The organism is Pseudomonas sp. SBT1-2 (assembly GCF_028640875.1).
GTDB lineage: Bacteria > Pseudomonadota > Gammaproteobacteria > Pseudomonadales > Pseudomonadaceae > Aquipseudomonas > Aquipseudomonas chlororaphis_I.
The window spans coordinates 263,435-288,038 of the sequence record NZ_JAQZAA010000082.1; the positions used below are offsets into that span (position 1 = coordinate 263,435).

The window sequence follows — 24,604 nt, forward strand, 5'->3', positions numbered from 1 at the left end:
CAGGTGGCGCGGCAACCCCGCGCCACCTCGCTCCTCTGCCCCACTCGCCTCAAGCCATCTCGGCCTGGACCCGGTCGCGCCCTGCCTGCTTGGCCGCATAGACCCCGGAATCCGCCCGCAGCAACAGCCCGTCGGCCCCTTCGTGCTCCCGCCAGCTGGCGATGCCGAAACTGGCCGTGACAATGCCCACGCCATCGATCGGCGAGCTGCGCAGCCCGCGCCACAGCTCCTCGGCCAGGACATAGGCCTGCTGGCCATCGGTGTCCGGGCACAGCACCATGAATTCTTCGCCGCCCAAGCGGCAAAACACATCCGTGCGCCGCAGACGAAGGCTGATGCGCTCACAGACACCGCGCAGCACCATGTCGCCGATGGCATGCCCATGCTGGTCGTTGATCCGCTTGAAGTGGTCGATATCCAGCATGATCACCGCCAGATTGCCCACCCCGCGCTCGACCCGCGCCATTTCCGTCTGCAGGCGCTCCTGGAAATAGCGGCGGTTGTGGATGCCGGTCAGGGAGTCGGTGACCGACAGCGCCCGCAACTCCTCCTCGACCCGCTTGAGGTCGGAGATGTCCGACAGATAGCCATGCCACAGCACTCCACCCCCCGCCAGCTTTTCCGGGGTCGCCTCGCCACGCACCCAGCGCAGGCCGCGCTGTGGCAGCTGCACCCGATACTCCTCGCGCCAGGGGCTGAGGTTGCGTGCCGAGGTCCAGATCGAGCCACGCACCCGGGCCACATCGTCCGGGTGAATACGCTCGAACACCGGGTTGGCATCGCGCTGCAACTGCTGCGGATCGATCTCGTAGATGTCGCGGATGCCGTCACTGACGTAGCTGAAGCTGGAATGGCCTTCGGCATCCACCTGGAATTGGTAGATAGCGCCGGGCACATGGGCGCTGAGTTTCTTCAGCAGGCGATCGCGGGCCGCCAGCGCCTCGTGGACCCGCTTGCGTTCGGTGATGTCGATGCAGACGGCCAGGTGCCCGACCCATAAACCGTGATCGTCCAGGACCGGGGTGGCCAGCATGTTCACCACCAGATGGCTGCCATCGCGGCGCACCAGGGTCCACTCGCGGGTTTCCTCGCCACGCTCTTCGGAACCGTCCACCAGCATCGCCTGGCACATCGGGATCTGCCGGCCGTAACGCTGGCTGAGGGCTTGCGCGCGCGCATTCAGCTCCGCGGGCAGGTGCAGGCTTTCCAGGGTCAGGTGGCCCACCACCTCGGCGCTGTTGTAGCCGAGCATATGTTCGGCGCCGGCATTGAAGGTGCTGATCACACCCCGCAGGTCCGTGGCGATGATCGCTACCTGGGTCGCCGCATTGAGCACGCTGCGCAGCTGCCCATGGGTGCCGCGCAATTCCTGCTCCCGGACCCGCAGCTCCTCGGTGCGCTGTTCCACCAGCCGCAGCGCGCGCTGCCGCTGGCTGACCAGGACATACAGCAAGGCGCTGAGCAGCAGGCTGAGCAGCGTGCCGAGGATCACCTGGCTGGACACCGAAGAATGGTTGGCCTGGAGGAACACCGCGCTGGGGCGGATGTTCACCTGGTAATCATGATCAGCCAGGCTCAGCACCCGGCTCACCGCCAGCGGGCTGTCCCCCGGGCCGTTGCTCGATTCATAGAGCTTGCCGTACGACTCGGCGGTCGACAGGTCGATGATCTGCACGAACAGGTTGTCCTGGCTCTGCTCGGGCAGGCCATCGACCACCAGCTGGCGCATGCTGATCACCGCGATCACATAACCGTATGGCTCGGGGGTCGACAGGGCCACATCGGCGCGCAGGCTGACCGGAGTCGCCAGGATGATGCCACGCGCGTAGGAAGGCTCGACTCCGACCAAGCGCACCGGCTGCGAAACCGCCACGCCCCCGCGCTGCCGCGCCCGTTCGAGGGTATCGCGACGCATCGGCTGGGCCAGCAGGTCGAACCCCAGGGGCGAGCCCAGCGGGCTTTGGGTCTGGCTGTAGAGCACCGGTATGTACTCATCGCGCTCGGCGGCTCGCTGCAGCTTGCCCTCGGCATTCAGGTCGGCGATGAAATAATCCGGCGCCCCCTGCTCCTGCGCCATGCGCTCGAACGACGCACGCTCGGCGCGGCTGACGCGCGGCGCCCAGGCGTAGGCCTGGGTCCGATGCAAGAGAGGTTTGGTGTAACCGTCGAAGTCCTGGCGCGAGACCGTACCGGAATTGATGAAGAAGCGCTTGAGACCATCCAGGCGCTGCTCCTGGTCTTCGAAGCGCTCTTCGATGCGGCTATAACGTTCGCTGGCCAACAGCTGGAAGCGTTGGCGCAACTGCTGCTGATACAGATTGAGGGTCGACCAGGCCAGCAGCCCGGTCAATACACAGCCAAACAGCAATACCAGTAGCGCGACCAGCCAGGCCGACACGTCTTCGCTGATGAAGCCCAAGATTTTCGGGCGTACCGAGTGCAACGACATAAGCAAAACTCATAACGCCAGCGAACATGAGCGTCACATGGGCTTGCATTGAGTTATAGCTATTCGCCACTAATTTGGCTAGAGCAAAGAGCCTTGAAAATCAAGGCTCTGTGGATCCAATCAACGTCAGCGGGCGGTGATTTTCCAGGCCCGGTGGATCTTGCCGTTACGGGCAAAATCCGGGTCGATGGTCTTGGCGGTGATCTCCTCGACGGAGTAGCGCGCCGCCAGGTTTTCCTCGAGCTGGAACTTGCGGAAGTTGTTGGAGAAATACAGCACGCCACCGCTGGCCAACCGGGCCATGGCCAGGTCGAGCAGTTGCACGTGGTCACGCTGCACGTCGAACACCCCTTCCATGCGCTTGGAGTTGGAGAAGGTCGGCGGGTCGATGAAGATCAGGTCGAACTCATCGCGGCAGGTCTCCAGCCAGGCCATGACATCGCCCTGCTCCAGACGGTTCTTGTCGGAAAAACCGTTGAGCGACAGGTTGCGCCGCGCCCAGTCCAGGTAGGTCTTCGACAGGTCGACGCTGGTGGTGCTGCGCGCCCCGCCCTTGGCCGCGTGCACACTGGCGGTGGCGGTGTAGCAGAACAGGTTGAGGAAACGCTTGCCGGCGGCTTCTTTCTGAATCCGCAGGCGCATCGGCCGGTGGTCGAGGAACAGCCCGGTGTCGAGATAGTCGGTGAGGTTGACCAGCAGCTTCACGCCGCCTTCGCTGACTTCGGTGAACTTGCCCTGGGCGCTCTGGCGTTCGTACTGCCTGGTGCCGCTCTGGCGCTCGCGACGCTTGATCACCACCCGGCTCTTGTCGACGTTCAACGCCTGCGGAATCGCCGCCAGGGCATCGAACAGACGGGCCTGGGCCTTTTCCGGGTCGATGGATTTCGGCGCGGCGTATTCCTGCACGTGCACCCAGTCGTGGTACAGGTCGATGGCCAGGGAGTATTCCGGCATGTCGGCATCGTAGACGCGATAGCACTCGACGCCTTCGCGCTTGGCCCACTTGCCCAGCACCTTGAGGTTCTTCTGCAGGCGGTTGGCGAACATCTGCCCGCCTTCGCTCAGGCGCGCCTGCTCGACCACGGGGGCTGGCGCCGGCGCCGGCTTGATCGGGTTGCCGTTCTTGTTGTACTGGCGCTCCTGCGGAACCAGCGGCGCCTTGTCGGCCTCGGCCTGTTCACGCTCGATCTGCCGCTGCTCCGGGGTACGACGCTCACCGGTGACGAACTGATCCGGCTGCACCTTGATCAGCAGCAGCTTGCACGGCAAGGCGCCGTTCCAGAACGAATACTGCTTGTGGCTGCGGATGCCCATGCGCTTGCCCAGGTCCGGCGCGCCGGTGAACACCGCCGCCTCCCAGCCCAGGCAAGCCTGGCGCAGGCGCTCGCCGAGATTCTGGTAGAGATACAGCAGGCTGGCTTCGTCACCCAGGCGCTCGCCGTAGGGCGGGTTGCTGATCACCAGGCCTTTCTGGTTCTGGTCCGGGCGCGGCTCGAAGGTCGCCACTTCGCCCTGGTAGATCTTGATCCACTCACTGAGGCCGGCGCGCTCGACGTTGTTGCGCCCTGGCTGGATCAGCCGTGGGTCGGCTTCGTAACCGCGAATCCACAGCGGCGGCTTGGCCAGGCCAGCCTGGGCCCGCGCCTGGGCTTCTTCGTGCAGCTTGCGCCACAGGGCCGGGACGTGACCGAGCCAGGCGGTGAAACCCCATTGCTCGCGCTTGAGGTTGGGGGCGATGTCGGCGGCGATCATCGCCGCCTCGACCAGGAAGGTGCCCACGCCGCACATCGGGTCGGCCAGGGCGCCGCCATTGGCCGCGATACGTGGCCAGCCGGAACGGATCAGGATCGCCGCCGCGAGGTTTTCCTTCAGCGGTGCCGCGCCCTGCTGCAGGCGATAGCCGCGCTGGTGCAGGCTGTGGCCGGACAGGTCGAGGGAGAGGATGGCTTCGCCGCGGTCCAGGCGCAGGTGAATGCGCAGGTCCGGGTTGAGCTTGTCGATGGAGGGACGCTCACCAGTCGGCGTGCGCAGCCGGTCGACGATGGCATCCTTGACCTTCAAGGCGCCGAAGTGGGTGTTGTCGATGCCCGAGCCGTGGCCGCTGAACTCCACCGCCAGGGTGCCGTCCGCCAGCATGTGGTCCTGCCAGTCGACGTCATGCACGCCGTGGTAGAGGTCTTCGGCGTCCTTCATCGGGAAGCGCTTGAGCACCAGCAGTACCCGGTTGGCCAGGCGCGACCAGAGGCACAGGCGGTAGGCGGTCTCCATGTCGGCCATGCCGCGCACGGCCGAGGTATGTTCGCGCGCGTCTTCAAGGCCAAGCCCGGCGGCTTCCTCGATGAGCAGGCCTTCAAGGCCTTTGGGACAGGTGAGGAAGAGTTCGTAGCGATCCGACATGGGAGTTCAGGGCCTTTAGCAATAAGTGAACGGACAACGCATCGTCCGCCCGGTTTTCAATCAAGCGCTTTTCTTGAAGAGCGCTCGCGTGGCACGAATCTGTGCCGTCCCGCCCCTGCTGTTCAGCTCGCCGCTAGCGGTGACCACGGGGGCCAAAAGAGCTTAGATGCCGGGGCAGATAAATAAGTCAGTGAAACAAAAGGTCATAACTCGACCTTTCATCGAATAATACCTGAGTGCAACGGAGTGGAATTCTCACTAAAGCATTAAGCCCATCATCCAGTAAGAGGCTGATCAGAGCGAGGTTTGCCTGACTGAGCCGAGGTAAAGCAGGCCGTTCTTATGGCCTTAGCATCATTATCGTTACGTCCTTATGACAAAACGATCATTCCCACGCTGTGACGCATTGGTTAGAAATCAACTCAGGTTGGCGCCGCAACGACGCCAACACCACGCTCGCGACGCCGGCAGCGAGCACCAACGGCAGAAGCAATCTGCCCGGCCTCAAACGAGGCCGACGGGACATAAGACAGTCAACAAGTGAGGGAAACACCCTATGAGAAGACTTAAGCGTGATCCGTTGGAAAGAGCATTTTTGCGCGGATATCAGTATGGCGTTCATGGCAAGTCCCGTGAGCTTTGCCCATTTACTCTACCGTCGGTACGCCAAGCCTGGATCAATGGCTGGCGCGAAGGACGCGGCGACAACTGGGACGGTATGACCGGCACTGCGGGAATCCACAGACTCAACGAACTTCACGCCGTCGGCTAAAACAGGGCACACATTCCGACACCAAAATCTGAATACGTAACGACTTAACCACGCACGTCCCATCCGGACGGCGGGCTGCGGCCCAGGGGCTCCTTTCAGGAGCCCTTTTTATTGGCCGCGCAAAAAACTCAGCGCAACGCCGCGATCGCGTCCACCGACTCGCGAATCAGCGCCGGGCCCTTGTAGATGAAGCCCGAATACAGCTGCACCAGGCTGGCGCCGGCGGCGATCTTTTCCGCCGCATGCTTGCCTTCGGTGATACCGCCTACCGCGATGATCGGCAAACGCCCGGCCAGCTCGCCCGCCAGCACCTTCACGGTGTGGGTGCTCTTGTCGCGCACCGGCGCGCCGGACAGGCCGCCCGCCTCGTCGCCATGCTCCATGCCTTCGACGCCGACGCGGCTCAGGGTGGTGTTGGTGGCGATGACCGCGTCCATCCCGGTTTCGATCAGCGCCTGCGCCACTTCGGCGGTTTCTTCGTCGGTCATGTCCGGGGCGATCTTGATCGCCAGCGGCACCCGCTTGCCATGCTGCACCGCCAGCTCCTGCTGACGCTGGCTGAGGGCGCCGAGCAACTGCTTGAGCGACTCGCCGAACTGCAGGCTGCGCAGGCCCGGGGTGTTGGGCGAACTGACGTTGACCGTCACATAGCTGGCGTGGGCATACACCTTGTCCAGGCAGATCAGGTAGTCATCCACCGCGCGCTCGACCGGGGTGTCGAAGTTCTTGCCGATGTTGATCCCCAGCACGCCCTTGTATTTGGCCGCCGCCACCCGGGCCAGCAAATGATCGACACCCAGGTTGTTGAAGCCCATGCGGTTGATGATCGCTTCGGCTTCCGGCAGGCGGAAGATCCGTGGCTTGGGGTTGCCCGGCTGCGGGCGCGGGGTGATGGTGCCGATTTCGACGAAGCCGAAACCCAATTGGGCAAAACCGTCGATGGCCGCGCCGTTCTTGTCCAGGCCGGCCGCGAGGCCGACCGGGTTCGGGAAGTCCAGGCCCATGACCTTCACCGGCATCTGCGCCGGCGCCTTGCACAGCAAGCCATTGAGGCCCAAACGCCCGCCCGCGCCGATCAGGTCCAGGGACAGATCGTGGGAGGTTTCCGGGGAGAGTTTGAACAACAGCTGGCGGGCCAGGGTATACATGGGCGGGCTTGACTCGGTGGCGGCGAAATGAGGCGGCGATTATAGCCGGGCATGGGGCTCGCAGGCGAGGCACGCGGCGAAATCAGCGGTGGATGGCATATGCCTTGCACCACAAGCTGCATCAGCACCCAGGCCAATGGCGGCGTGGGTCGAAAGACAAAGGCGTCGTTACCCCGCCGGCTCTGCCTGGCGCGGGTGCGACGTTTTTTTATGGAAGCTTTTTATGGCCGCTTTTTTATGGAGGACGCCACCCCATGAATGAACTCCCCGTCAGCCCGCTGGCCTGGGTCAACGGCAGCGACGCCCCGGAAAAGACCGCGATCAACCTCGGTTTCATGGCCTTGAGCGACTGCGCCTCGGTGGTGGTCGCCGCCACCCAGGGCTTCGCCCAGCCTTACGGCCTGACCCTGAACCTCAAGCGCCAGGCGTCCTGGGCCAACCTGCGGGACAAGCTGGTGAGCGGCGAGCTGGATGCCGCCCACAGCCTGTACGGCCTGATCTACGCCGTGCACCTGGGTATCGGCGGGGTCAACGCCAACGACATGGCGGTGCTGATGGGCCTGAACCAGAACGGCCAGAGCATCAACCTCTCGCGGGAGCTGCAGGCACTGAACGTGACCAGTCCTGAAGCGTTGGACCGACACGTGCACCAAAGCCGGGCAAGACTGACCTTCGCCCAGACCTTCCCCACCGGCACCCACGCCATGTGGCTGTATTACTGGCTGGCCGCCCAGGGTATCCACCCGTTGCAGGACGTCGACAGCGTGGTGGTGCCGCCACCGCAAATGGTCGCGCACCTGCAGGCGGGGCGCATCGACGGTTTTTGCGTGGGCGAACCCTGGAGCGCCAGCGCGGTGAACCAGAACCTGGGCTTCACCCTGGCCACCAGCCAGGCGATCTGGCCCGACCACCCGGAAAAAGTCCTCGGCTGCACCCGCGCCTTTGTCGAGCAGTACCCGAACACCGCGCGCGCGCTGGTGATGGCGATCCTCGAGGCCAGCCGCTTCATCGAGCAGAGCCGCGAAAACCGCCAGAGCACCGCGCAACTGCTGAGCGCCCGCGAGTACCTCGATGCGCCGCTGGGCTGCATCGAGCCGCGCCTGCTCGGCGAGTATGCCGACGGCCTCGGCAACCGCTGGCAGGACCCGCACGCGCTACGCTTTCATAATGAAGGCGCGGTCAACCTGCCGTATCTGTCGGACGGCATGTGGTTCATGACCCAGTTCCGCCGCTGGGGCCTGCTGCGCGAAGACCCGGACTACCTGGGCATCGCGCGTCAGGTGCAGCAACTCGAGCTTTATCGTCAAGCCGCCACCGCCGTCGGTGTCGCGTCCCGGGGCCAGGACATGCGCAGCAGCCAGTTGATCGACGGCAAGCGGTGGGATGGGTCGGACCCGGCCGCCTATGCCCGCAGCTTCCAGCTGCACGCCATGAGCGACAGCTCGCCTCTTCTCGCCAGCCGCTGACAGGAGCCCGAGACCATGTTGCGTATCCTGCTGATCAACGACACCGCCAAGAAGGTCGGTCGGCTCAAGGCGGCCCTGATGGAAGCCGGTTTCGAGGTGATCGACGAGTCGGGGCTGACCATCGACCTGCCGACGCGCGTCGAAACGGTGCGTCCGGACGTGATCCTGATCGATACCGAATCACCGAGCCGCGATGTGATGGAGCAAGTGGTGCTGGTCAGCCGCGACCAGCCACGGCCGATCGTGATGTTCACCGACGAGCACGACCCCGACGTGATGCGCCACGCCATCAAGTCCGGGGTCAGTGCCTACATAGTCGAAGGCATCCAGGCCCAGCGCCTGCAGCCCATTCTCGATGTGGCCATGGCCCGCTTCGAGAGCGACCAGGCCCTGCGCGCGCAACTGCAGGCCCGCGACCAGCAACTGGCCGAGCGCAAGCGCATCGAGCTGGCCAAGGGCCTGTTGATGAAGATGAAAGACTGCAACGAAGAACAGGCCTACACCCTGATGCGCCGCCAGGCCATGAGCCGGCAGCAGAAGCTGATCCAGGTGGCGGAGCAGATCATCGCCATGAGCGAGTTGCTGGGCTGAATCCCACGGCTGCGGTGCGGCGGCCTATCGCGGGCAAGCCTCGCTCCTACGGAAGAAGACCGTGAGTTTCCGCAGGCGCGAGGCTTGCCCGCGATCAGGGACAGCAGGACTGCAACTCTTGGCACAGATCTGGCTATGTAATCGACACAGGTAACCAACGGCGGTTGCCCCACCTACGACAAAGACGTCGCACACCCTTCTCGCCCCAGGCGATGCGGGTTGCGGCGTTTTTTCGTTTTGGCCCCACAGCCCGGGGCCGGTGGAGCGGCCGTAATGGCGCCCCACGCAAAAGCTCATGACTCCTTTCGAGACTCTTTACAGCTGAGGTGCGCGATGAATTCAAGCTTCTGGAAATCCGGCCACACCCCGACACTGTTCGCGGCCTTCCTCTACTTCGACCTGAGCTTCATGGTCTGGTACCTGCTCGGCCCGCTGGCCGTGCAGATCGCCGCCGACCTGCAACTGACCACCCAGCAGCGCGGGCTGATGGTGGCCACGCCGATCCTGGCTGGCGCCGTGCTGCGCTTCGCCATGGGCCTGCTGGCCGATCGCCTGTCCCCCAAGACCGCCGGGCTGATCGGCCAGGTGATCGTCATCGGCGCGCTGTTCTGCGCCTGGAAGCTGGGCATCCACAGCTATGAACAGGCCCTGCTGCTGGGGCTGTTCCTGGGCATGGCCGGCGCCTCGTTCGCCGTGGCCCTGCCGCTGGCCTCGCAATGGTATCCACCGCAACATCAGGGCAAGGCGATGGGCATCGCCGGGGCCGGCAACTCCGGCACGGTATTCGCGGCCCTGTTCGCCCCCTTGCTGGCCGGCGCCTTCGGCTGGAGCAACGTGTTCGGCTTCGCCCTGATCCCGCTGGTCCTGACTCTGGTGCTGTTCGCCTGGCTGGCCAAGAACGCCCCGGAACGGCCCAAGGCCAAATCCATGGCCGACTACTTCAAGGCCCTGGGCGACCACGACAGCTGGTGGTTCATGTTCTTCTACAGCGTGACCTTCGGCGGCTTCATCGGCCTGGCCAGTGCCCTGCCCGGCTACTTCAACGACCAGTACGGCCTGAGCCCGGTCACCGCCGGCTACTACACCGCCGCCTGCGTGTTCGGTGGCAGCCTGATGCGGCCGCTGGGTGGCGCGCTGGCCGATCGTTTCGGCGGCATTCGCACCCTGCTGGTGATGTACAGCGTCGCGGCAGTGTGCATCGCCGCGGTCGGTTTCAACCTGCCCAGCTCCTACGCGGCCCTGGCCCTGTTCGTGTGCACCATGCTCGGCCTCGGTGCGGGTAACGGCGCGGTGTTCCAGCTGGTGCCACAACGCTTCCGCCGCGAGATCGGGGTGATGACCGGGCTGATCGGCATGGCCGGCGGCATCGGTGGTTTCGCCCTGGCCGCGGGCATGGGCGCGATCAAGCAAAGCACCGGCAGCTATCAGCTGGCGCTGTGGCTGTTCGCCAGCCTGGGCATACTGGCCTGGTTCGGCCTGCACGGGGTGAAACGCCGCTGGCGGACCACCTGGGGCTCCGCCGCCGTCACCGCGGCCCGGGTCTGAGCCGTCCATGAGCCTGCGACTGAGCCACGCCCAGGCCAGCGCCATCGGGCCGCGCGCGGAGAACCAGGACGCCTTGCGCCTGGTTACCCCGGCGCCGACCCTGGCCGCCAGCAAGGGCCTGCTGTTCGCCATCGCCGACGGCGTCAGCCAATGCGCCGACGGCGGCCTGGCCGCGCGCTCGACCTTGCAGGCGCTGGCGCTGGACTACTACGCCACCCCGGAAACCTGGGCCGTGGCCCAGGCCCTGGAGCGCCTGCTGCTGGCGCAGAACCGCTGGCTGCAGGCCAACGGCGGCGGCCAGCCGCTGCTGACCACCGTCAGCGCCCTGGTGCTGCGCGGCCGGCGCTTTACCCTGGCCCATGTCGGCGATTGCCGGGTCTATCGCTGGCACGCCGATCAGTTGCAGCGCATCAGCGACGATCACGTCTGGGACCAGCCCGGCATGCAGCACGTGCTCAAGCGTGCCCTGGGCCTGGACCAGCACCTGGTGGTGGACTTCCTCGACGGTGAGCTGCGGGAAAACGAAAGCTTCCTGATGCTCAGCGACGGGGTCTGGGCCACCCTGGGCGACACCGCCATCGCTGCGATCCTGCGCGACCAGCCCGACCTCGACAGTGCGGTGCAGACCCTGGTCAGCGCCGCGCACCTGGCCGGCAGCCAGGACAATGCCAGCGCCCTGCTGGTGCGGGTCGAAGCCTTGGGCGAAAGCTCCATTGGCGACGCCCTGATTCACTTGCAGCAATGGCCTCTGCCGCCGCCCCTCAAGCCGGGCCAGCACTTCGAAGGCTGGCAGGTCGCCGAGGTGGTCGGGCAGAGCCAGCAATCCCTGCTGTACCGCGTACTCGATGCGCAACAACAACCCTGGCTGCTGAAAACCCTGCCCGGCCATCTGCACGACGATCACCAGGCCGGGCAAGCGCTGCTGTCAGAGGAATGGTTCCTGCGGCGGGTGGCTGGACGGCACTTTCCCGAAGTGCATGCCGCGACCGCCCGCCAGCATCTGTATTACGTGATGCGCGAATACCCGGGGCAGACCCTGGCCGATTATCTGCAACAGCATGGCCCCTTGCCGCTGGCGCAGTGGCAGGACCTGGCTGAGCGTCTGTTGCGGGCCGTGGGCCTGCTGCACCGCCGGCAGATCCTGCACCGCGACATCAAGCCGGAAAACCTGCTGCTCGGCGACGACGGCGAACTGCGCCTGCTGGACTTCGGCCTGGCCTATTGCCCCGGCCTGTCCGAGGATCAGGCGCACCTGCTGCCCGGCACCCCGAGCTATATCGCCCCGGAGGCTTTCACCGGCGTGGCGCCGACACCGCGCCAGGACCTGTACGCAGTGGGCGTGACCCTCTACCACTTGCTGACCGGGCATTTTCCCTACGGTGAAATCGAAGCCTTCCAGCGCCCGCGCTTCACCACCCCGGTCAGCGCCAGCCGCTATCGCCCGGACCTGCCGGACTGGCTCGAACAGAGCCTGGAGCGCGCGGTACAGGCCGATCCGGCCCAACGCTATGAAACCGCCGAAGAGTGGTTGCTGCTGCTGGAACAGGGCGAACGCCGCAGCCTCAGCGTGCGCCCCAGGCCACTGCTGGAACGCGAGCCCTTGAAGGTCTGGCGCACCCTGGCGCTGGTCTCGCTGCTGCTCAACCTGCTGTTGTTGTACCTGTTCCTGCATCACTGATAGCGACTATAACCCTGTAGCCGCTGTCGAGCCCCGGCGAGGCTGCGCTCGACCGCGTAGCGGGCGCCAAGCCAGGCGACCGTGCAGGTCAGGCACACCGAGCTATCAGTTTTACGGGGCTGCGCCCCGATCGCAGTCTCGCCGGGGCTCGGCAGCGGCTACAGGTTGCTCCAGAAACGGGCAAGACGCTTTGATTCGGTGCAGAAAATCCCCCTCCCGGGCCTGAGGCAGGCTTTCAGCCCCGCTAAAACCGCGCTTGGCGGAACTTGGCACAACCACTGCATTAACTCTCCCAACAGCACATACGACCCGGCCTTCAACGACGAAGGATGGGTTTTCCCGAGAGAACGGGACCGGACAAAGGCGTCCTGCCAGGCAACTGGCGGGACGCCTTTTTTGTTTGCGCAACGTTTATCGAGCCAGGCCGGCATGCCCGACGGCCTGTCTACGCGGAGAGCGAAATGAAGAAACTCAAGCTGGTGATGATCGGCAACGGCATGGCCGGGGTACGCACCCTGGAAGAGCTGCTCAAGCTGAGCAATGAACTGTACGACATCACGGTCTTCGGCGCGGAACCCCACACCAACTACAACCGCATCCTGCTCTCCCCGGTACTGGCCGGCGAACAGACCTTCGAAGAGATCGTGCTCAACGACCTGAGCTGGTACCTGGACAACAACATCAAGCTGCTGCTCAACCGCAAGGTGGTGGAGATCGACCGGGTCAAGCGCCGGGTGATCGCCGAAGACGGCAGCGAAGCCGAATACGATCGCCTGCTGATCGCCACCGGCTCGACTCCGTTCATCCTGCCGATTCCCGGCAACGACCTGCAGGGCGTGATCGGCTACCGCGATATCGCCGACACCCAGGCGATGATCGACACCGCCAAGACCCACAAGCACGCGGTGGTCATCGGTGGCGGCCTGCTCGGCCTGGAAGCCGCCAACGGCCTGATGCTGCGCGGCATGGATGTGACTGTGGTGCACATCGGCGAATGGCTGCTGGAGCGCCAGCTGGACAAGACCAGCGGCCAACTGCTGCAAACCGCCCTGGAAAGTCGCGGCCTGAAATTCCGCCTGAGCGAACAGACCCAGGCCCTGCATGACTCAGGCAATGGCCGGGTCGGGTCGGTGCAATTCAAGAACGGCGACATCATCCCCGCCGACCTGGTGGTGATGGCCGCCGGCATTCGGCCCAATACCGAGCTGGCGGAAAAAGCCGGCCTGCCGTGCAGCCGCGGGATCCTGGTCAACGACACCCTGCAGACCTACGACCCGCGCATCTATGCCATCGGCGAATGCGCCAGCCACCGCGGTATCGCCTACGGCCTGGTGGCGCCATTGTTCGAACAGGCCAAGGTCTGCGCCAACCACTTGGCGCAACTGGGCTTCGCCCGCTACCAGGGTTCGGTGACCTCGACCAAGTTGAAAGTCACCGGCATCGACCTGTTCTCCGCCGGCGACTTCATGGGCGGCGAAGGCACCGAGACCATCACTCTCTCCGACCCCATCGGCGGCGTGTACAAGAAGCTGGTGATCAAGGACGACGTCCTGGTCGGCGCCTGCCTGTACGGCGACACTGCCGACGGCGGCTGGTACTTCCGGCAGATCCGCGAGAACCACGTCATCGGCGAGATCCGCGACCACCTGATGTTCGGCGAGAACGCCCTGGGCGATGTCGGCCACCAGGGCCAGGACAAGGCCATGAGCATGGCCGACAGTGCCGAAGTCTGCGGCTGCAACGGCGTGTGCAAGGGCACCATCGTCAAGGCGATCCAGGAGCATGGCCTGTTCAGCGTCGATGAGGTCAAGAAGCACACCAAGGCCGCCAGCTCCTGCGGCTCCTGCGCCGGCCTGGTGGAACAGATCCTGATCAACACCGTAGGTGGCGCGGCCGACGTCAAGCCGAAAAGCGAGAAAGCCATTTGCGGTTGCAGCGACCTCAACCACGGGCAGATCCGCCGGGCGATCCGCGAACAGCACCTGCTGACCATCGCCGGCACCATGAGCTACCTGAACTGGCGCACGCCCAACGGCTGCGCCACCTGCCGCCCGGCGCTGAACTACTACCTGATTTCCACCTGGCCGGGCGAGGCCAAGGACGATCCGCAATCGCGGCTGATCAACGAACGGGCCCACGCCAACATCCAGAAAGACGGCACCTATTCGGTGGTGCCGCGGATGTGGGGCGGCGTCACCACCCCCTCCGAACTGCGGCGCATCGCGGACGTGGCGGACAAGTACCAGGTGCCGATGGTCAAGGTCACCGGCGGCCAGCGCATCGACCTTTTGGGCATCAAGAAGCAGGATTTGCCCGGGGTCTGGAAGGACCTGGACATGCCTTCCGGCCATGCTTACGGCAAGTCCATCCGCACCGTGAAAACCTGCGTCGGCAGCGAGTTCTGCCGCTTCGGCACGCAGAACTCCACTCAGCTGGGCATCGAACTGGAGCACGACCTGTTCAACATGTGGTCGCCGCACAAGGTCAAGCTGGCGGTCTCCGGTTGCCCGCGCAACTGCGCCGAGGCCGGGATCAAGGACGTCGGCATCATCGGCGTCGAATCGGGCTGGGAGATGTACATCGGCGGCAATGGCGGGATCAAGACCGAGGTCGCGGAATTCTTCGTCAAGCTGAAAACAGCCGACGAGGTACGCGAATACAACGGCGCCTTCCTGCAACTGTACCGCGAGGAAGCCTTCTACCTGGAGCGCACCGTGCACTACCTGCAACGGGTCGGCATGGCGCACATCAAGCAAGCCATCATCGAAGACCCGCAACGGCGCAAGGCCCTCAACGAGCGCCTGCAGTTCGCCCTGTCGTTCGAACAGGACCCGTGGAAGGAGCGCCTGGAACAGCCGCTGCTGAAAAAAGAGTTCGAGCCGATCCGCGTCAAGCAACTGGAGGTGCCGCTATGAACTGGCTGGATATCTGCGCCCTGGACGAGATCAATGCCCTGGGCTCGCGCATCGTCAACGGCCCCAAGGGCGACATCGCGATCTTCCGCACCAGCGACGACGAAGTCTTCGCCCTCGACGATCGTTGCCCGCACAAGGGCGGACCGCTGTCCCAGGGGCTGATCTACGGCAAGAAGGTCGCCTGCCCGCTGCACAACTGGCAGATCGACCTGGAATCCGGAGAAGCGCAGGCACCGGATATCGGTTGCGCCCATCACCACCTGGCGCGGGTGGAAAACGGCCGCGTGCTGCTGGCCCTGCGGGATGCCGGCTGATGAACCGCCAGACGACCGCCTCGACCTGCTGTTACTGCGGCGTTGGCTGTGGCGTGCTGATCGAGCACGACGGCGAACGCATCCTCGGCGTCAGTGGCGACCCGAGCCACCCGGCCAACCACGGCAAACTATGCAGCAAGGGTTCCACCCTGCACCTGACCGGCGACCTCGCAGCCCGCGCCCTGTACCCGGAGTTGCGCCTGGGCAAGGCCCTGGCGCGCAGCCGCACCGACTGGGACACCGCGCTGGAGCACGCGGCCAACGTATTTGCCGAAACCATCGCCGAACACGGCCCGGACAGCGTGGCCTTCTATATCTCCGGGCAATTGCTCACCGAGGACTACTACGCCTTCAACAAGCTGGCCCGGGCCCTGGTGGGCACCAACAACATCGACAGCAATTCGCGGCTGTGCATGTCCTCGGCGGTGGTCGGCTACAAACGCAGCCTGGGCGCCGACGCCCCGCCCTGCAGCTACGAAGACCTCGAGCTGAGCGACTGCGTGATGATCGTCGGCAGCAACATGGCCTACGCCCATCCGGTGCTGTTCCGCCGCCTGGAACAGGCCAAACGCCTGCGGCCGCAGATGAAGGTGATCGTCATCGACCCACGGCGCACCGACACTTGCGACCTGGCCGACCTGCACCTGGCGATCCTGCCCGGCACCGATGTCGCGCTGTTCCACGGGATCCTGCATCTGCTGCTGTGGCAGGACTGGATCGACCGTGACTTCATCCAGGCGCATACCGAAGGCCTGGCCGAGCTGAAGAACCTGGTCCACGACTACACCCCGCATATGGTCGCGCAGCTGTGCGGCATCAGCGTCGAGCAACTGCGCCAGTGTGCCGAATGGGTCGGCACCTCGCCGAGCTTCCTGTCGCTGTGGTGCATGGGGCTGAACCAGTCCAGTGCCGGCAGCGCGAAAAACAGCGCGTTGATCAACCTGCACCTGGCCACCGGGCAGATCGGTCGCCCTGGGGCCGGCCCCTTCTCCCTCACCGGCCAGCCGAATGCCATGGGTGGTCGGGAAACCGGCAGCCTGTCGAACCTGCTGCCAGGGCACCGGGAGGCGGCCAACCCGGAGCATCGGGCTGAAGTCGCGGCCTATTGGGGCGTCGAGCAATTGCCGGCCACCCCTGGCCTGACCGCGATCGAGCTGTTCGAACAACTGCGCGGCGGCAAGATCAAGGCACTGTGGATCGCCTGCACCAACCCGGCGCAGTCGCTGCCCGACCAGAACGCGGTACGAGAGGCCTTGCTGGCCTGTCCGTTCGTGGTCCTGCAGGAAGCCTTTCGCACCACCGAGACCGCGGCCTTTGCCGACCTGCTGCTGCCCGCCGCCAGTTGGGGCGAGAAGGAAGGCAGCGTGACCAACTCGGAACGGCGCATCTCCCATGTGCGCCGCGCCGTGGCCGCGCCGGGCGAAGCACGCCCGGACTGGGCCATCACCCTGGACTTTGCCCGGCGCCTGGAACAGCGCCTGCGCCCGCAACAGCCCAGCCTGTTCGCCCTGGATACGCCTGCCCAGCTGTTCGATGAGTACAAACTGCTGACCCGCGGCCGCGACCTGGACCTTTCCGGCATCAGTCACGCGCTGATCGACCAACTGGGTCCGCAGCAATGGCCCTTCCCCGCCGGTGCCGAACAAGGGACAACGCGGCTGTACGTTGACGGCCGCTTCCCGACCGCCAGCGGGCGGGCACACTTCGTCAGCGACCCGTATCGCGCGGCCAAGGAACAACGTGATGCACGCTTCCCCCTGACCCTGATCACCGGCCGCCTGCGCGATCAATGGCATGGCATGAGCCGTACCGGCACCGCGGCCCAGCTGTTCGGGCACGTCAGCGAAGCAGTTCTCAGCCTGCACCCGGACGAACTGCGCCGGCAGAACCTGCAGGCGGGTGATCTGGTGTCGCTGAAAAGCCGGCGCGGCAGCGTGATAGTCGCCGTGGCGGATGACGACAGCGTGCGCCCGGGCCAGGCTTTTCTGCCGATGCATTGGGGCGACCGGTTCCTCAAGGGTGGCGTCAATGCCGTGACCCAGCCGGCGTTCGACCCGCTGTCCAAACAGCCGGAACTCAAGCACAGCGGCGTGCGCCTGGAGCCAGTCCAGCTGCCGTGGCAGCTGTTCGCCCTGATCGAAGGCGACGTGCAGCGGCATTTCGAAGCCTTGCGCCCGCTCTGCGAAAGCTTCGCCTACGTCAGCCTGAGCCTGGCCGGTCGCGAACGCCCGGCCCTGCTGCTGCGGGTGGCCAATGCCGAGGCGCCGGCAGCGCAGTTGCTCAAGGACATCGACCAGTTGCTGGGGCTCAACGAAGGCCCGGTACTGGCCTATGACGATCCGCGGCGCTCCATCGGCAAGCGGGTACGTATCGAACAGGGACGGATCACCGCCATTCGCCTGGCCGGTGAAACCCTGGCCCAGCACTGGCTGCAGAACCTGTGGCTGGAAGGCAAGGCCGATGAGCAACTGCGTCGCTGGCTGCTGGCGCCAATGAGCGCGCCACCGGGGGCCGCCGGGCTGATCGCCGCGAGTGGCAAGACCTTGTGCAACTGCAAGAACGTCAGCCAGAGCGCAGTCTGTGCCGGGATCTCCCGCGGCCTGGACCTCGATGGCCTGAAACAGGAACTGGGCTGCGGCACTCAATGCGGCTCCTGCGTCCCCGAAATCAAACGTCTGCTGGCCAGCTCGGCACAGCCCGTCGCAATCCCCCTGTGAGGAAACAAACATGAGCGCAAAAGTCTGGCTGGTGGGTGCGGGCCCTGGCGACCCTGAACTGCTGACCCTCAAGGCCGTGCGGGCCCTGGGCGAAGCCGATGTGGTGCTGATCGACGATCTGGTGAATCCGGCGGTGCTCGAGCACTGCCCCCAGGCACGGGTCATTGCCGTGGGTAAACGCGGCGGCTGCCGCTCGACGCCCCAAGCGTTCATTCATCGGCTGATGCTGCGCTACGCCCGGCATGGCAAGTGCGTGGTACGCCTCAAGGGTGGCGATCCATGCATCTTCGGCCGTGGCGGTGAGGAAGCGCAGTGGCTGCAGGAACGTGGCGTCGAGGTGGAACTGGTGAACGGCATCACGGCCGGCCTGGCGGGAGCTACCCAGTGCGGGATCCCGCTGACCCTGCGCGGTGTCGCCCGTGGCGTCACCCTGCTGACGGCCCATACCCAGGACGACAGCAGCCTCAACTGGCAGGCCCTGGCGCAGAGCGGCACAACGCTGGTGATCTATATGGGGGTGGCCAAACTGGGCGAGATACGTGAACAGCTGATTGCTGGCGGCCTGGCGCCGCATACCCCGGTGGCCATGATCGAAAATGCATCCCTGCCCGAGCAGCGCCTGTGCCGGAGCGATCTGCACACCATGCAGGACGATGCCCATACCTTCCAGCTGAAAAGCCCGGCCATCCTGGTGGTTGGCGAGGTGGCCGCTTGCGGCGCACAACTGCCGGCCCTTTCCGAGGCGGCCCTGGCGGCCGCACTTTCGGCCTGACGCCAGGCTCTTTCAACAAATCGCGGACAAAGAAAAACCCGGCCTAGGCCGGGTTTTTCAAAGCTGCAAGCTACAGATTACTGAGCTTGTTGAGCTTGTGCTTCAACCTGCGCTTCTACGCGACGGTTTACAGCGCGGCCAGCTTCAGTTGCGTTGTCAGCAACTGGGCGGGACTCACCGTAACCAACGGATTGAACGCGGCTCGACTCAACACCGTACTGGCTGGTCAGAACTTGCTTAACGGCGTTTGCACGACGCTCAGACAGTTTCTGGTTGTAAGCGTCAGGACCGACGGAGTCAGTGTGACCTTCAACAACGGTGGTGGTTTGTGGGTACTGCTTCATGAAGTCAGCGAGGTTCTTGATGTCAGCGTAGCTGTTAGGCTTAACGACCGACTTGTCGAAGTCGAACTTCACGTCCAGCTCAACACGAACAACTTCAGCAACCGGAGCTTCTGGTTCTGGAGTTGGCTCTGGAACTGGAGCAGGAGCTGGAGCAACCTTGCCAGCGTTGCCGCCGAAGTTCACACCCAGACCAACCAGAGCGGAGTAGTCCCACTTGCCGTTGTCCATTGCGTAGTCGGCTTCAACGCCGGCACGAGCGAACAGGTTGTCGGTGAAGTAGTACTTAACACCGGTACCGATGATAGCCAGGGTCGACTGGTCGCGACCGCTGTGGCCGTCAGCCAGGACGTTGGTACGGCTCTGGTGACCGAAACCACCCGAAACGTATGGACGCAGGGAGTCCACGCCAGCTTGACCGAAGTGGTAGGTAGCCAGCAGGCTGCCGGTGTCACCTTTGATCTTCTGGTTGCCAGTGCCGTCGTTCGAACGGGTGTGGTTGGTTTTGTCGTAGTTCAGGTCCAACGACAGGTCATCGGTCAGGAAGTAGCCGATACGAGCGCCTGGGTTGAAGCCGTCTTCGATGTGCTTAACGCTGTCGTTGTACTGTTTTTTGTAAAACAGTTCACCCTCGACCGCGCCTTGGCCTTGCGCCAGAACGCCGAACGAAGTCACGGCAACAATAGAACCAATGGCAATGCCCAAGGTGTTTTTCAGTTTCATCCGTTAAATCCCCATCTGGTGATTGTAAAGCAGTCCCACATACCGGGGGACAACTCGGCGGTAAGTCTATCAGAACTTACCTAGACGTAAGAGATATTTGCGCCGAACTAAGTTTCAGCAATGCCTGCAAATTTCTCACGCAATTTATCAAGCGCACGCTTGTACCGCATTTTCGTAGCACTCAACCCCATGTGCATGATGTCTGCGATCTCCTGGAACTCCAGTTCTGCGACAAATCGTAGCACCAGAATCTCCCGATCGATCGGGTTCACATGCACCAACCAGCGGTCAAGTCCGCCCTTTTCCTCAGGTTTCGGCGCCTTATCTTCAGACGCTTCCTCGAGGGGATCAAGACTTAACGCATCCATCAAGCGACGCTTGCGCCGTTCTTTCCGATACTGAGTGATGCATTCGTTGTACGTGATGCTATAGAGCCATGTCTTGAACTTCGATTTCCCCTCGAAGTTCTTGAGGCCATACAGCACCTTCAACATCACCTCCTGACAGACATCATCAGCATCACGATCGTTCCCTAAATAACGTGCACAAACGTTGAAGAGGGTTCGCTGATAGCGTCGCATCAACTCTTCATACGCACGCGTCACATGAAACAGCTCCGTGTGCGAGCGCGCAACCAACTCCTCGTCAGAGAGCTCACGGGGGTCATAGCGCGTGGATAGCGATTGGGCTTTATTCAAAACGAGTCGGGCCGACAGTCAGGTCAATGTCCACCGCAGCCCAGGCAAGGGCATTTTGCGGCGGCATACATTAGCAGGGTTTGCCGGGTTAGCGGCTACTTACATGCTGCTCCAGCATGATCCGATTGGAGAGAGAGACCAGCTCACCCTCATCGGTCAGCAGTGTAGTCTTAACCGTGCCGATCTCCTCGATCTGCCCTTCGACCTCGCCAACTCGCACTTGTTGCCCAACCTGATACAACTCACGCACATAGATTCCCGCAAGAATCTGACCGGCAATATCCCGGCTTCCCAACCCCATGGCCAAGGCAACAGCCAGACCAACGGTAATCAAAACGATCACGATCACATGGTTGAGCAGGTCGGTTTTGACCTCCAACTGACTGATCGCAACGGAAATACTGATGATGATCACCAGCCCCTGGGCGATTCGCCCCAGGCCACTGGCGTAATCCAGACCAACCCCTTCGGCCGCTCCACGCACCAGCCCATTGGCCAGTTGCGCCAGCAATACCCCCACCAACAGCACCAGCGCGGCCCCGAAAACCTTCGGTAAATACAGCGCCAGCATGTCGAGCGTAGCCGAAACCCGCTCCAGGCCAAGGGATTCTGCAGCAGAAACCAGGAAAATCAGTAAAACAAACCAATACACGATTTTACCGATCAAGGTAGAAATCGGCACCTGCAGGCCCGCACGAGACAGCAGTTTGGTCAAACCGGTACCGCCCATCAAGCGGTCCAGGCCCAGTTTGGCGAGCAGTTTGGAAAGCAGGGTATCAAGCAGTTTGGCGACCACGAACCCCAACAGCAGCACGACCAGCGCGCCAAACAGGTTGGGAATGAAGTTCGCTACCTTGGTCCACAACGCAGTCATCGCAGTGACGAGGCTCTGAGTCCAGAGATCAAGTTCCATATTCAATCAGCCTTATCAGCAGTGCGAGCAGTAGGTTTACGACGGGAAACCGGCGAGATATGGGCCGATCCGTTATTCAGAGCAATCATCAGCGCCGGCAACCAGCGGCCGAGCAGGCTGAACAGATCGCCCGCCCCCACCTGCCGGTTGGCGGTTTTCAGTACGCGGCCCAGGCACGCATCGTCGTCCCGGGTGGACGGTGTGGCCTTGAGCATGTCACGCAACGACTGTTCAAACGGATCGTGCATACGCACCTCTCGATATGTCTGTGAAAGACGCGATCAAAATTCCCCGGGTCACATAGTTCATGATCAGACCCAGCGCAAACGTCGGAATAACCACCATTGTCCCAGCGCTACCAGCGCCATCAACAGGCAGGCCACCAGAAACCCGTAGGGGCTGTTGGAAAGCGGGATTCCTCCGACGTTGATCCCCAGCAAGCCGGCCAGAAAACTCATTGGCAGAAAGATCCCGGTGATGATCCCGAAGCGAAACATGATGCGGTTCATGCGCACGCTCAGGCGCCGGTCTTCGGCCTCCAGCACAAGCCCCACGCGCTCTCGGGTCAATTCGAGCTCTTCCAGGTAGCGGGTCAGGCTGTTGTTCAATTCGTTCCAGTAATCGCCATCGTCATCGGCGAACCAAGGCAGCCTGATGCGGCTGAGCTGACCGAAAATATCCCGCTGCGGAGCGAGGAAACGCTTGAGTCCGGCAGCCCGTCGACGGATCTGCAGAATGTTGCTGTGCTCGGGGGTATACCGTTCGTCGGCATCCAGTTTTTCTTCCTCGGCATCGACCACTTCCGACAGGTCGCTGACCAGATCCTGCACCTTATGAGTCAGGTACTCAGCCATATAAAGGATGAGTTCGGAGGCGGTCTTGGGTCCCTTGCCTTCGCCCAGTTGCACCAGCAGCTCATCGGTCGCGCGCAATGGCCGCAGGCGCAGGGAGATCACTCGCTGGGCCGAACCGAAGATGCGTACCGAAACCATGTCCTCCGGCTCGGCGCCGGGGTTGAGGTTGATGCCGCGTAAAAACAGCAGGAACTCGGAATCCGGCAGCGCCAACAGGCGCGGCCGGGTGTTTTCTTCGAGTAGGAGGTCACAGCTGAACTCGCTCAGACCGCTGGATTTACGCAGCCAGGTCTGGGTTTGCGGATGGCTGCGATCCCAATGCAGCCAGAGGCTCTCATGGGCTTGCAGCTGCAGGTCGTCCAGTTCAGTTCGGGCAATTGCACGCGCACCACCTTTACCATCCAGCACCAGGGCATGTACCAGCCCCCATTGCGCGTTGTCTTCCTCGAACATCCTCATCCCTTGCTTGGTCGACTGCTTATTCAGGCATTTTCAGTGGGCTTGGCGAAACGATCACGCCATTGTTGTCGGCATAGACATATTCGCCCGGACGGAAAGTCACCCCGGCAAAGGTCACCGCCACATTGAGATCGCCAATGCCGCGCTTGTCGGTTTTCATCGGATGGCTGGCCAGCGCCTGAACACCCAGGTCGGTTTGCGCGATGACATCGACGTCACGGATGCAGCCGTAGATCACCAGCCCTTCCCAACCATTCTTGGCGGCCTTCTCGGCCAGCATGTCACCCAGCAGCGCGCGGCGCAGGGAGCCGCCACCGTCGACCACCAGCACCTTGCCGTGGCCCTTGAGCTCGACCTGTTCCTTGACCAGCGAGTTGTCTTCGAAGCACTTGATGGTCACGATTTCGCCGCCGAAGGAGTCGCGACCACCGAAATTGCTGAACATCGGTTCAACCACCTGTACCAGATCCGGGTAGGCGTCGCACAGGTCGGGAGTGAGGTAATGATTCATCGAGAAACTCCTGTAATGGAAAGAACACGTCGCGGTGTCGGAACTCGCAGGGTTCATGCTGAGTGACGAGCGCTGGCGGCAAATGTTCAACACCTTGCCTTAGCCCTCGATCCCCATTCAGCCCCCACCATACGCCAATTTCAGCAGGGGCAATGAGCACGAACGGGATACCAAACCAGCGACCGAATGTGACCAAAACCGCTCAATGCGTCATATCTTAGCCGCAAGCGCAGCGGAACGAAATGCTCTTGTCAGAGCCTTCTGAACTCAACTCGCGGCAGCCAGTTCGGCACTCGATGCCAACAACGGGCTCTGCTGATCCTTCAACCAACGCGCCACCAAAGGCCAGACTTCGGCCTGGGCGGCTTTGCTCACCAGCATCTCGACGTGGCCGAAATTGCCGCTGAACCCTTGTTCGCGCCCCAGGCAGACAAACTGTTTGTGCTCGGAACTCAACTGGTCAAACAGCTTGCGACAAGCCCAGGTCGGATCCTGATGATCCCCGGCCGCGCTCACTGCCAATACCGGCAGCGAAACATCGGACAAACCGGCCCACCAGTCCTTCTGCCCATCCCCGAAACGCCCGAACAGCCCATACCAACGCATGCCTTCCAGGGCCAGGCCAATGGGTTCGTCCTCGGGACCGCGCTTGAGCCGCGAGCCGGACAACTGGGCAAACCGCTTGAGAATGAAACGACCGCCCCACTCCACCGCCGGGATTTTCAACGGCCAATAGGTGCGGCTGACCTGACAACCGAACAACGCCGCCGACGCCACTGCCGGCTCTCCCAGATACTGGCCGCCCAGGGCCGCCGCCAAGGTAATGCCGCCCAGGGAATGGCCGATCCAGTGCGGAACCTGGCCGCTTTGTTCCCGCACGAAAGCGCCGATGGCCGGCAAATCGTATTGCGCATAGTCGGCGACGCGATTCTTGCGGTAGTCGGCATTACGTCGCGACAGGCCGTGGCCACGCATCTCGGGGATCCATACATCGAAACCCAGGCGCGCCAGATACGCGCCCAGGCCGATGCCCTTGGGCGAATACCAGAAACGCCGATTGGAGAAGCTGCCGTGCAGCAGAATCACCGGCACGCCACGGGATTCGGGCTCGTCCGCCATTCCCAGGCGGGTAACAGCCAGCTCGACCGTGGCGTCCGGGCTGTTGCCGGGCTTCAGGCGGTAGACGTCTTCACTCAGGTCGCCTCGACGTTCGGCACTGATCAAGGCGACGGGAAATAGGTTGCTGCTGCTTTGCATAATGCTCTTGCACAAAAAAGGGCGGCTTCCAGATGGAGCCCGCCCTACTTGAATCTCAAAGCCCCGGCCAGCCCGAAGGCTGGC

General features: G+C 63.3%; 19 protein-coding genes. 9 read left to right on the forward strand and 10 right to left on the reverse strand.

All coding sequences use genetic code 11. From position 1 onward, the window contains the following. Positions 1–49: 49 nt before the first annotated feature. The gene (locus PVZ78_RS16485) at positions 50–2,449 is read right to left on the reverse strand and encodes a sensor domain-containing diguanylate cyclase (protein ID WP_273828958.1); all 2,400 of its coding nucleotides are present in this window, start codon (positions 2,447–2,449) and stop codon (positions 50–52) included. A 126-nt stretch (positions 2,450–2,575) separates the two neighbouring features. Next, on the reverse strand, positions 2,576–4,846 hold the full coding sequence (gene rlmKL / locus PVZ78_RS16490; protein ID WP_273828959.1) for a bifunctional 23S rRNA (guanine(2069)-N(7))-methyltransferase RlmK/23S rRNA (guanine(2445)-N(2))-methyltransferase RlmL: 2,271 nt from the start codon (positions 4,844–4,846) through the stop codon (positions 2,576–2,578). A gap of 556 nt (positions 4,847–5,402) precedes the next feature. Between rlmKL and rmf the strand changes: the two genes are divergently transcribed. Further along, positions 5,403–5,618 (forward strand): ribosome modulation factor, encoded by a 216-nt coding sequence (gene rmf, locus PVZ78_RS16495; protein WP_002553055.1) that lies wholly within the window; start codon positions 5,403–5,405, stop codon positions 5,616–5,618. Positions 5,619–5,746: 128 nt separating this feature from the next. Here the strand turns inward: rmf and PVZ78_RS16500 are convergent, their stop codons facing one another. Then, a complete protein-coding gene (locus PVZ78_RS16500; RefSeq protein ID WP_009047911.1) occupies positions 5,747–6,766 on the reverse strand; it encodes a quinone-dependent dihydroorotate dehydrogenase in 1,020 nt (339 codons plus the stop codon). A 254-nt stretch (positions 6,767–7,020) separates the two neighbouring features. Between PVZ78_RS16500 and PVZ78_RS16505 the strand changes: the two genes are divergently transcribed. The 8 genes from PVZ78_RS16505 (at position 7,021) to cobA (ending at position 18,764) form a co-directional block, all read left to right on the forward strand. Next, positions 7,021–8,232, forward strand: coding sequence for a CmpA/NrtA family ABC transporter substrate-binding protein (locus tag PVZ78_RS16505; protein ID WP_110176059.1), 1,212 nt, complete (start codon positions 7,021–7,023; stop codon positions 8,230–8,232). 15 nt (positions 8,233–8,247) lie between these two features. Then, on the forward strand, positions 8,248–8,823 hold the full coding sequence (locus tag PVZ78_RS16510; RefSeq protein ID WP_007932173.1) for an ANTAR domain-containing response regulator: 576 nt from the start codon (positions 8,248–8,250) through the stop codon (positions 8,821–8,823). Positions 8,824–9,156: 333 nt separating this feature from the next. After that, the gene (locus tag PVZ78_RS16515) at positions 9,157–10,368 is read left to right on the forward strand and encodes a nitrate/nitrite transporter (protein WP_273828960.1); all 1,212 of its coding nucleotides are present in this window, start codon (positions 9,157–9,159) and stop codon (positions 10,366–10,368) included. Positions 10,369–10,375: 7 nt separating this feature from the next. Next, the gene (locus PVZ78_RS16520; protein WP_038631177.1) at positions 10,376–12,046 is read left to right on the forward strand and encodes a bifunctional protein-serine/threonine kinase/phosphatase; all 1,671 of its coding nucleotides are present in this window, start codon (positions 10,376–10,378) and stop codon (positions 12,044–12,046) included. A gap of 461 nt (positions 12,047–12,507) precedes the next feature. Then, the gene (gene nirB / locus PVZ78_RS16525) at positions 12,508–14,961 is read left to right on the forward strand and encodes a nitrite reductase large subunit NirB (RefSeq protein ID WP_273828961.1); all 2,454 of its coding nucleotides are present in this window, start codon (positions 12,508–12,510) and stop codon (positions 14,959–14,961) included. Beyond that, a complete protein-coding gene (gene nirD, locus PVZ78_RS16530) occupies positions 14,958–15,275 on the forward strand; it encodes a nitrite reductase small subunit NirD (RefSeq protein ID WP_009047906.1) in 318 nt (105 codons plus the stop codon). Before nirB ends, nirD begins: the two co-directional genes overlap by 4 nt. Next, complete coding sequence (locus PVZ78_RS16535; protein ID WP_273828962.1) at positions 15,275–17,992, forward strand: nitrate reductase; 2,718 nt, start codon at positions 15,275–15,277, stop codon at positions 17,990–17,992. The genes nirD and PVZ78_RS16535 overlap by 1 nt, the downstream gene beginning before the upstream one ends. A 10-nt stretch (positions 17,993–18,002) precedes the next feature. Beyond that, positions 18,003–18,764, forward strand: a complete 762-nt coding sequence (gene cobA / locus PVZ78_RS16540; RefSeq protein WP_028682001.1) for a uroporphyrinogen-III C-methyltransferase — start codon at positions 18,003–18,005, stop codon at positions 18,762–18,764. A 77-nt stretch (positions 18,765–18,841) separates the two neighbouring features. Here cobA and PVZ78_RS16545 read toward each other — a convergent pair whose 3' ends face one another. From PVZ78_RS16545 to PVZ78_RS16575, 7 genes are all read right to left on the reverse strand, one after another. Then, on the reverse strand, positions 18,842–19,828 hold the full coding sequence (locus PVZ78_RS16545; RefSeq protein WP_007927525.1) for an OmpA family protein: 987 nt from the start codon (positions 19,826–19,828) through the stop codon (positions 18,842–18,844). Between the two features lie 107 nt (positions 19,829–19,935). Continuing rightward, positions 19,936–20,526: an RNA polymerase sigma factor SigX gene (sigX, locus tag PVZ78_RS16550; protein ID WP_009042922.1), complete on the reverse strand. Its 591-nt coding sequence runs from the start codon at positions 20,524–20,526 to the stop codon at positions 19,936–19,938. Between the two features lie 88 nt (positions 20,527–20,614). Further along, positions 20,615–21,439: a mechanosensitive ion channel family protein gene (locus tag PVZ78_RS16555; protein WP_007927520.1), complete on the reverse strand. Its 825-nt coding sequence runs from the start codon at positions 21,437–21,439 to the stop codon at positions 20,615–20,617. A gap of 2 nt (positions 21,440–21,441) precedes the next feature. Further along, positions 21,442–21,687 (reverse strand): hypothetical protein, encoded by a 246-nt coding sequence (locus PVZ78_RS16560; protein WP_007927518.1) that lies wholly within the window; start codon positions 21,685–21,687, stop codon positions 21,442–21,444. A 63-nt stretch (positions 21,688–21,750) separates the two neighbouring features. Further along, complete coding sequence (locus PVZ78_RS16565; protein WP_009042920.1) at positions 21,751–22,746, reverse strand: zinc transporter ZntB; 996 nt, start codon at positions 22,744–22,746, stop codon at positions 21,751–21,753. Positions 22,747–22,771: 25 nt separating this feature from the next. Further along, positions 22,772–23,263 (reverse strand): ribonuclease E activity regulator RraA, encoded by a 492-nt coding sequence (gene rraA / locus PVZ78_RS16570; protein ID WP_009042919.1) that lies wholly within the window; start codon positions 23,261–23,263, stop codon positions 22,772–22,774. Positions 23,264–23,530: 267 nt separating this feature from the next. Then, on the reverse strand, positions 23,531–24,520 hold the full coding sequence (locus tag PVZ78_RS16575) for an alpha/beta fold hydrolase (protein WP_009047903.1): 990 nt from the start codon (positions 24,518–24,520) through the stop codon (positions 23,531–23,533). Positions 24,521–24,604: the final 84 nt, after the last annotated feature.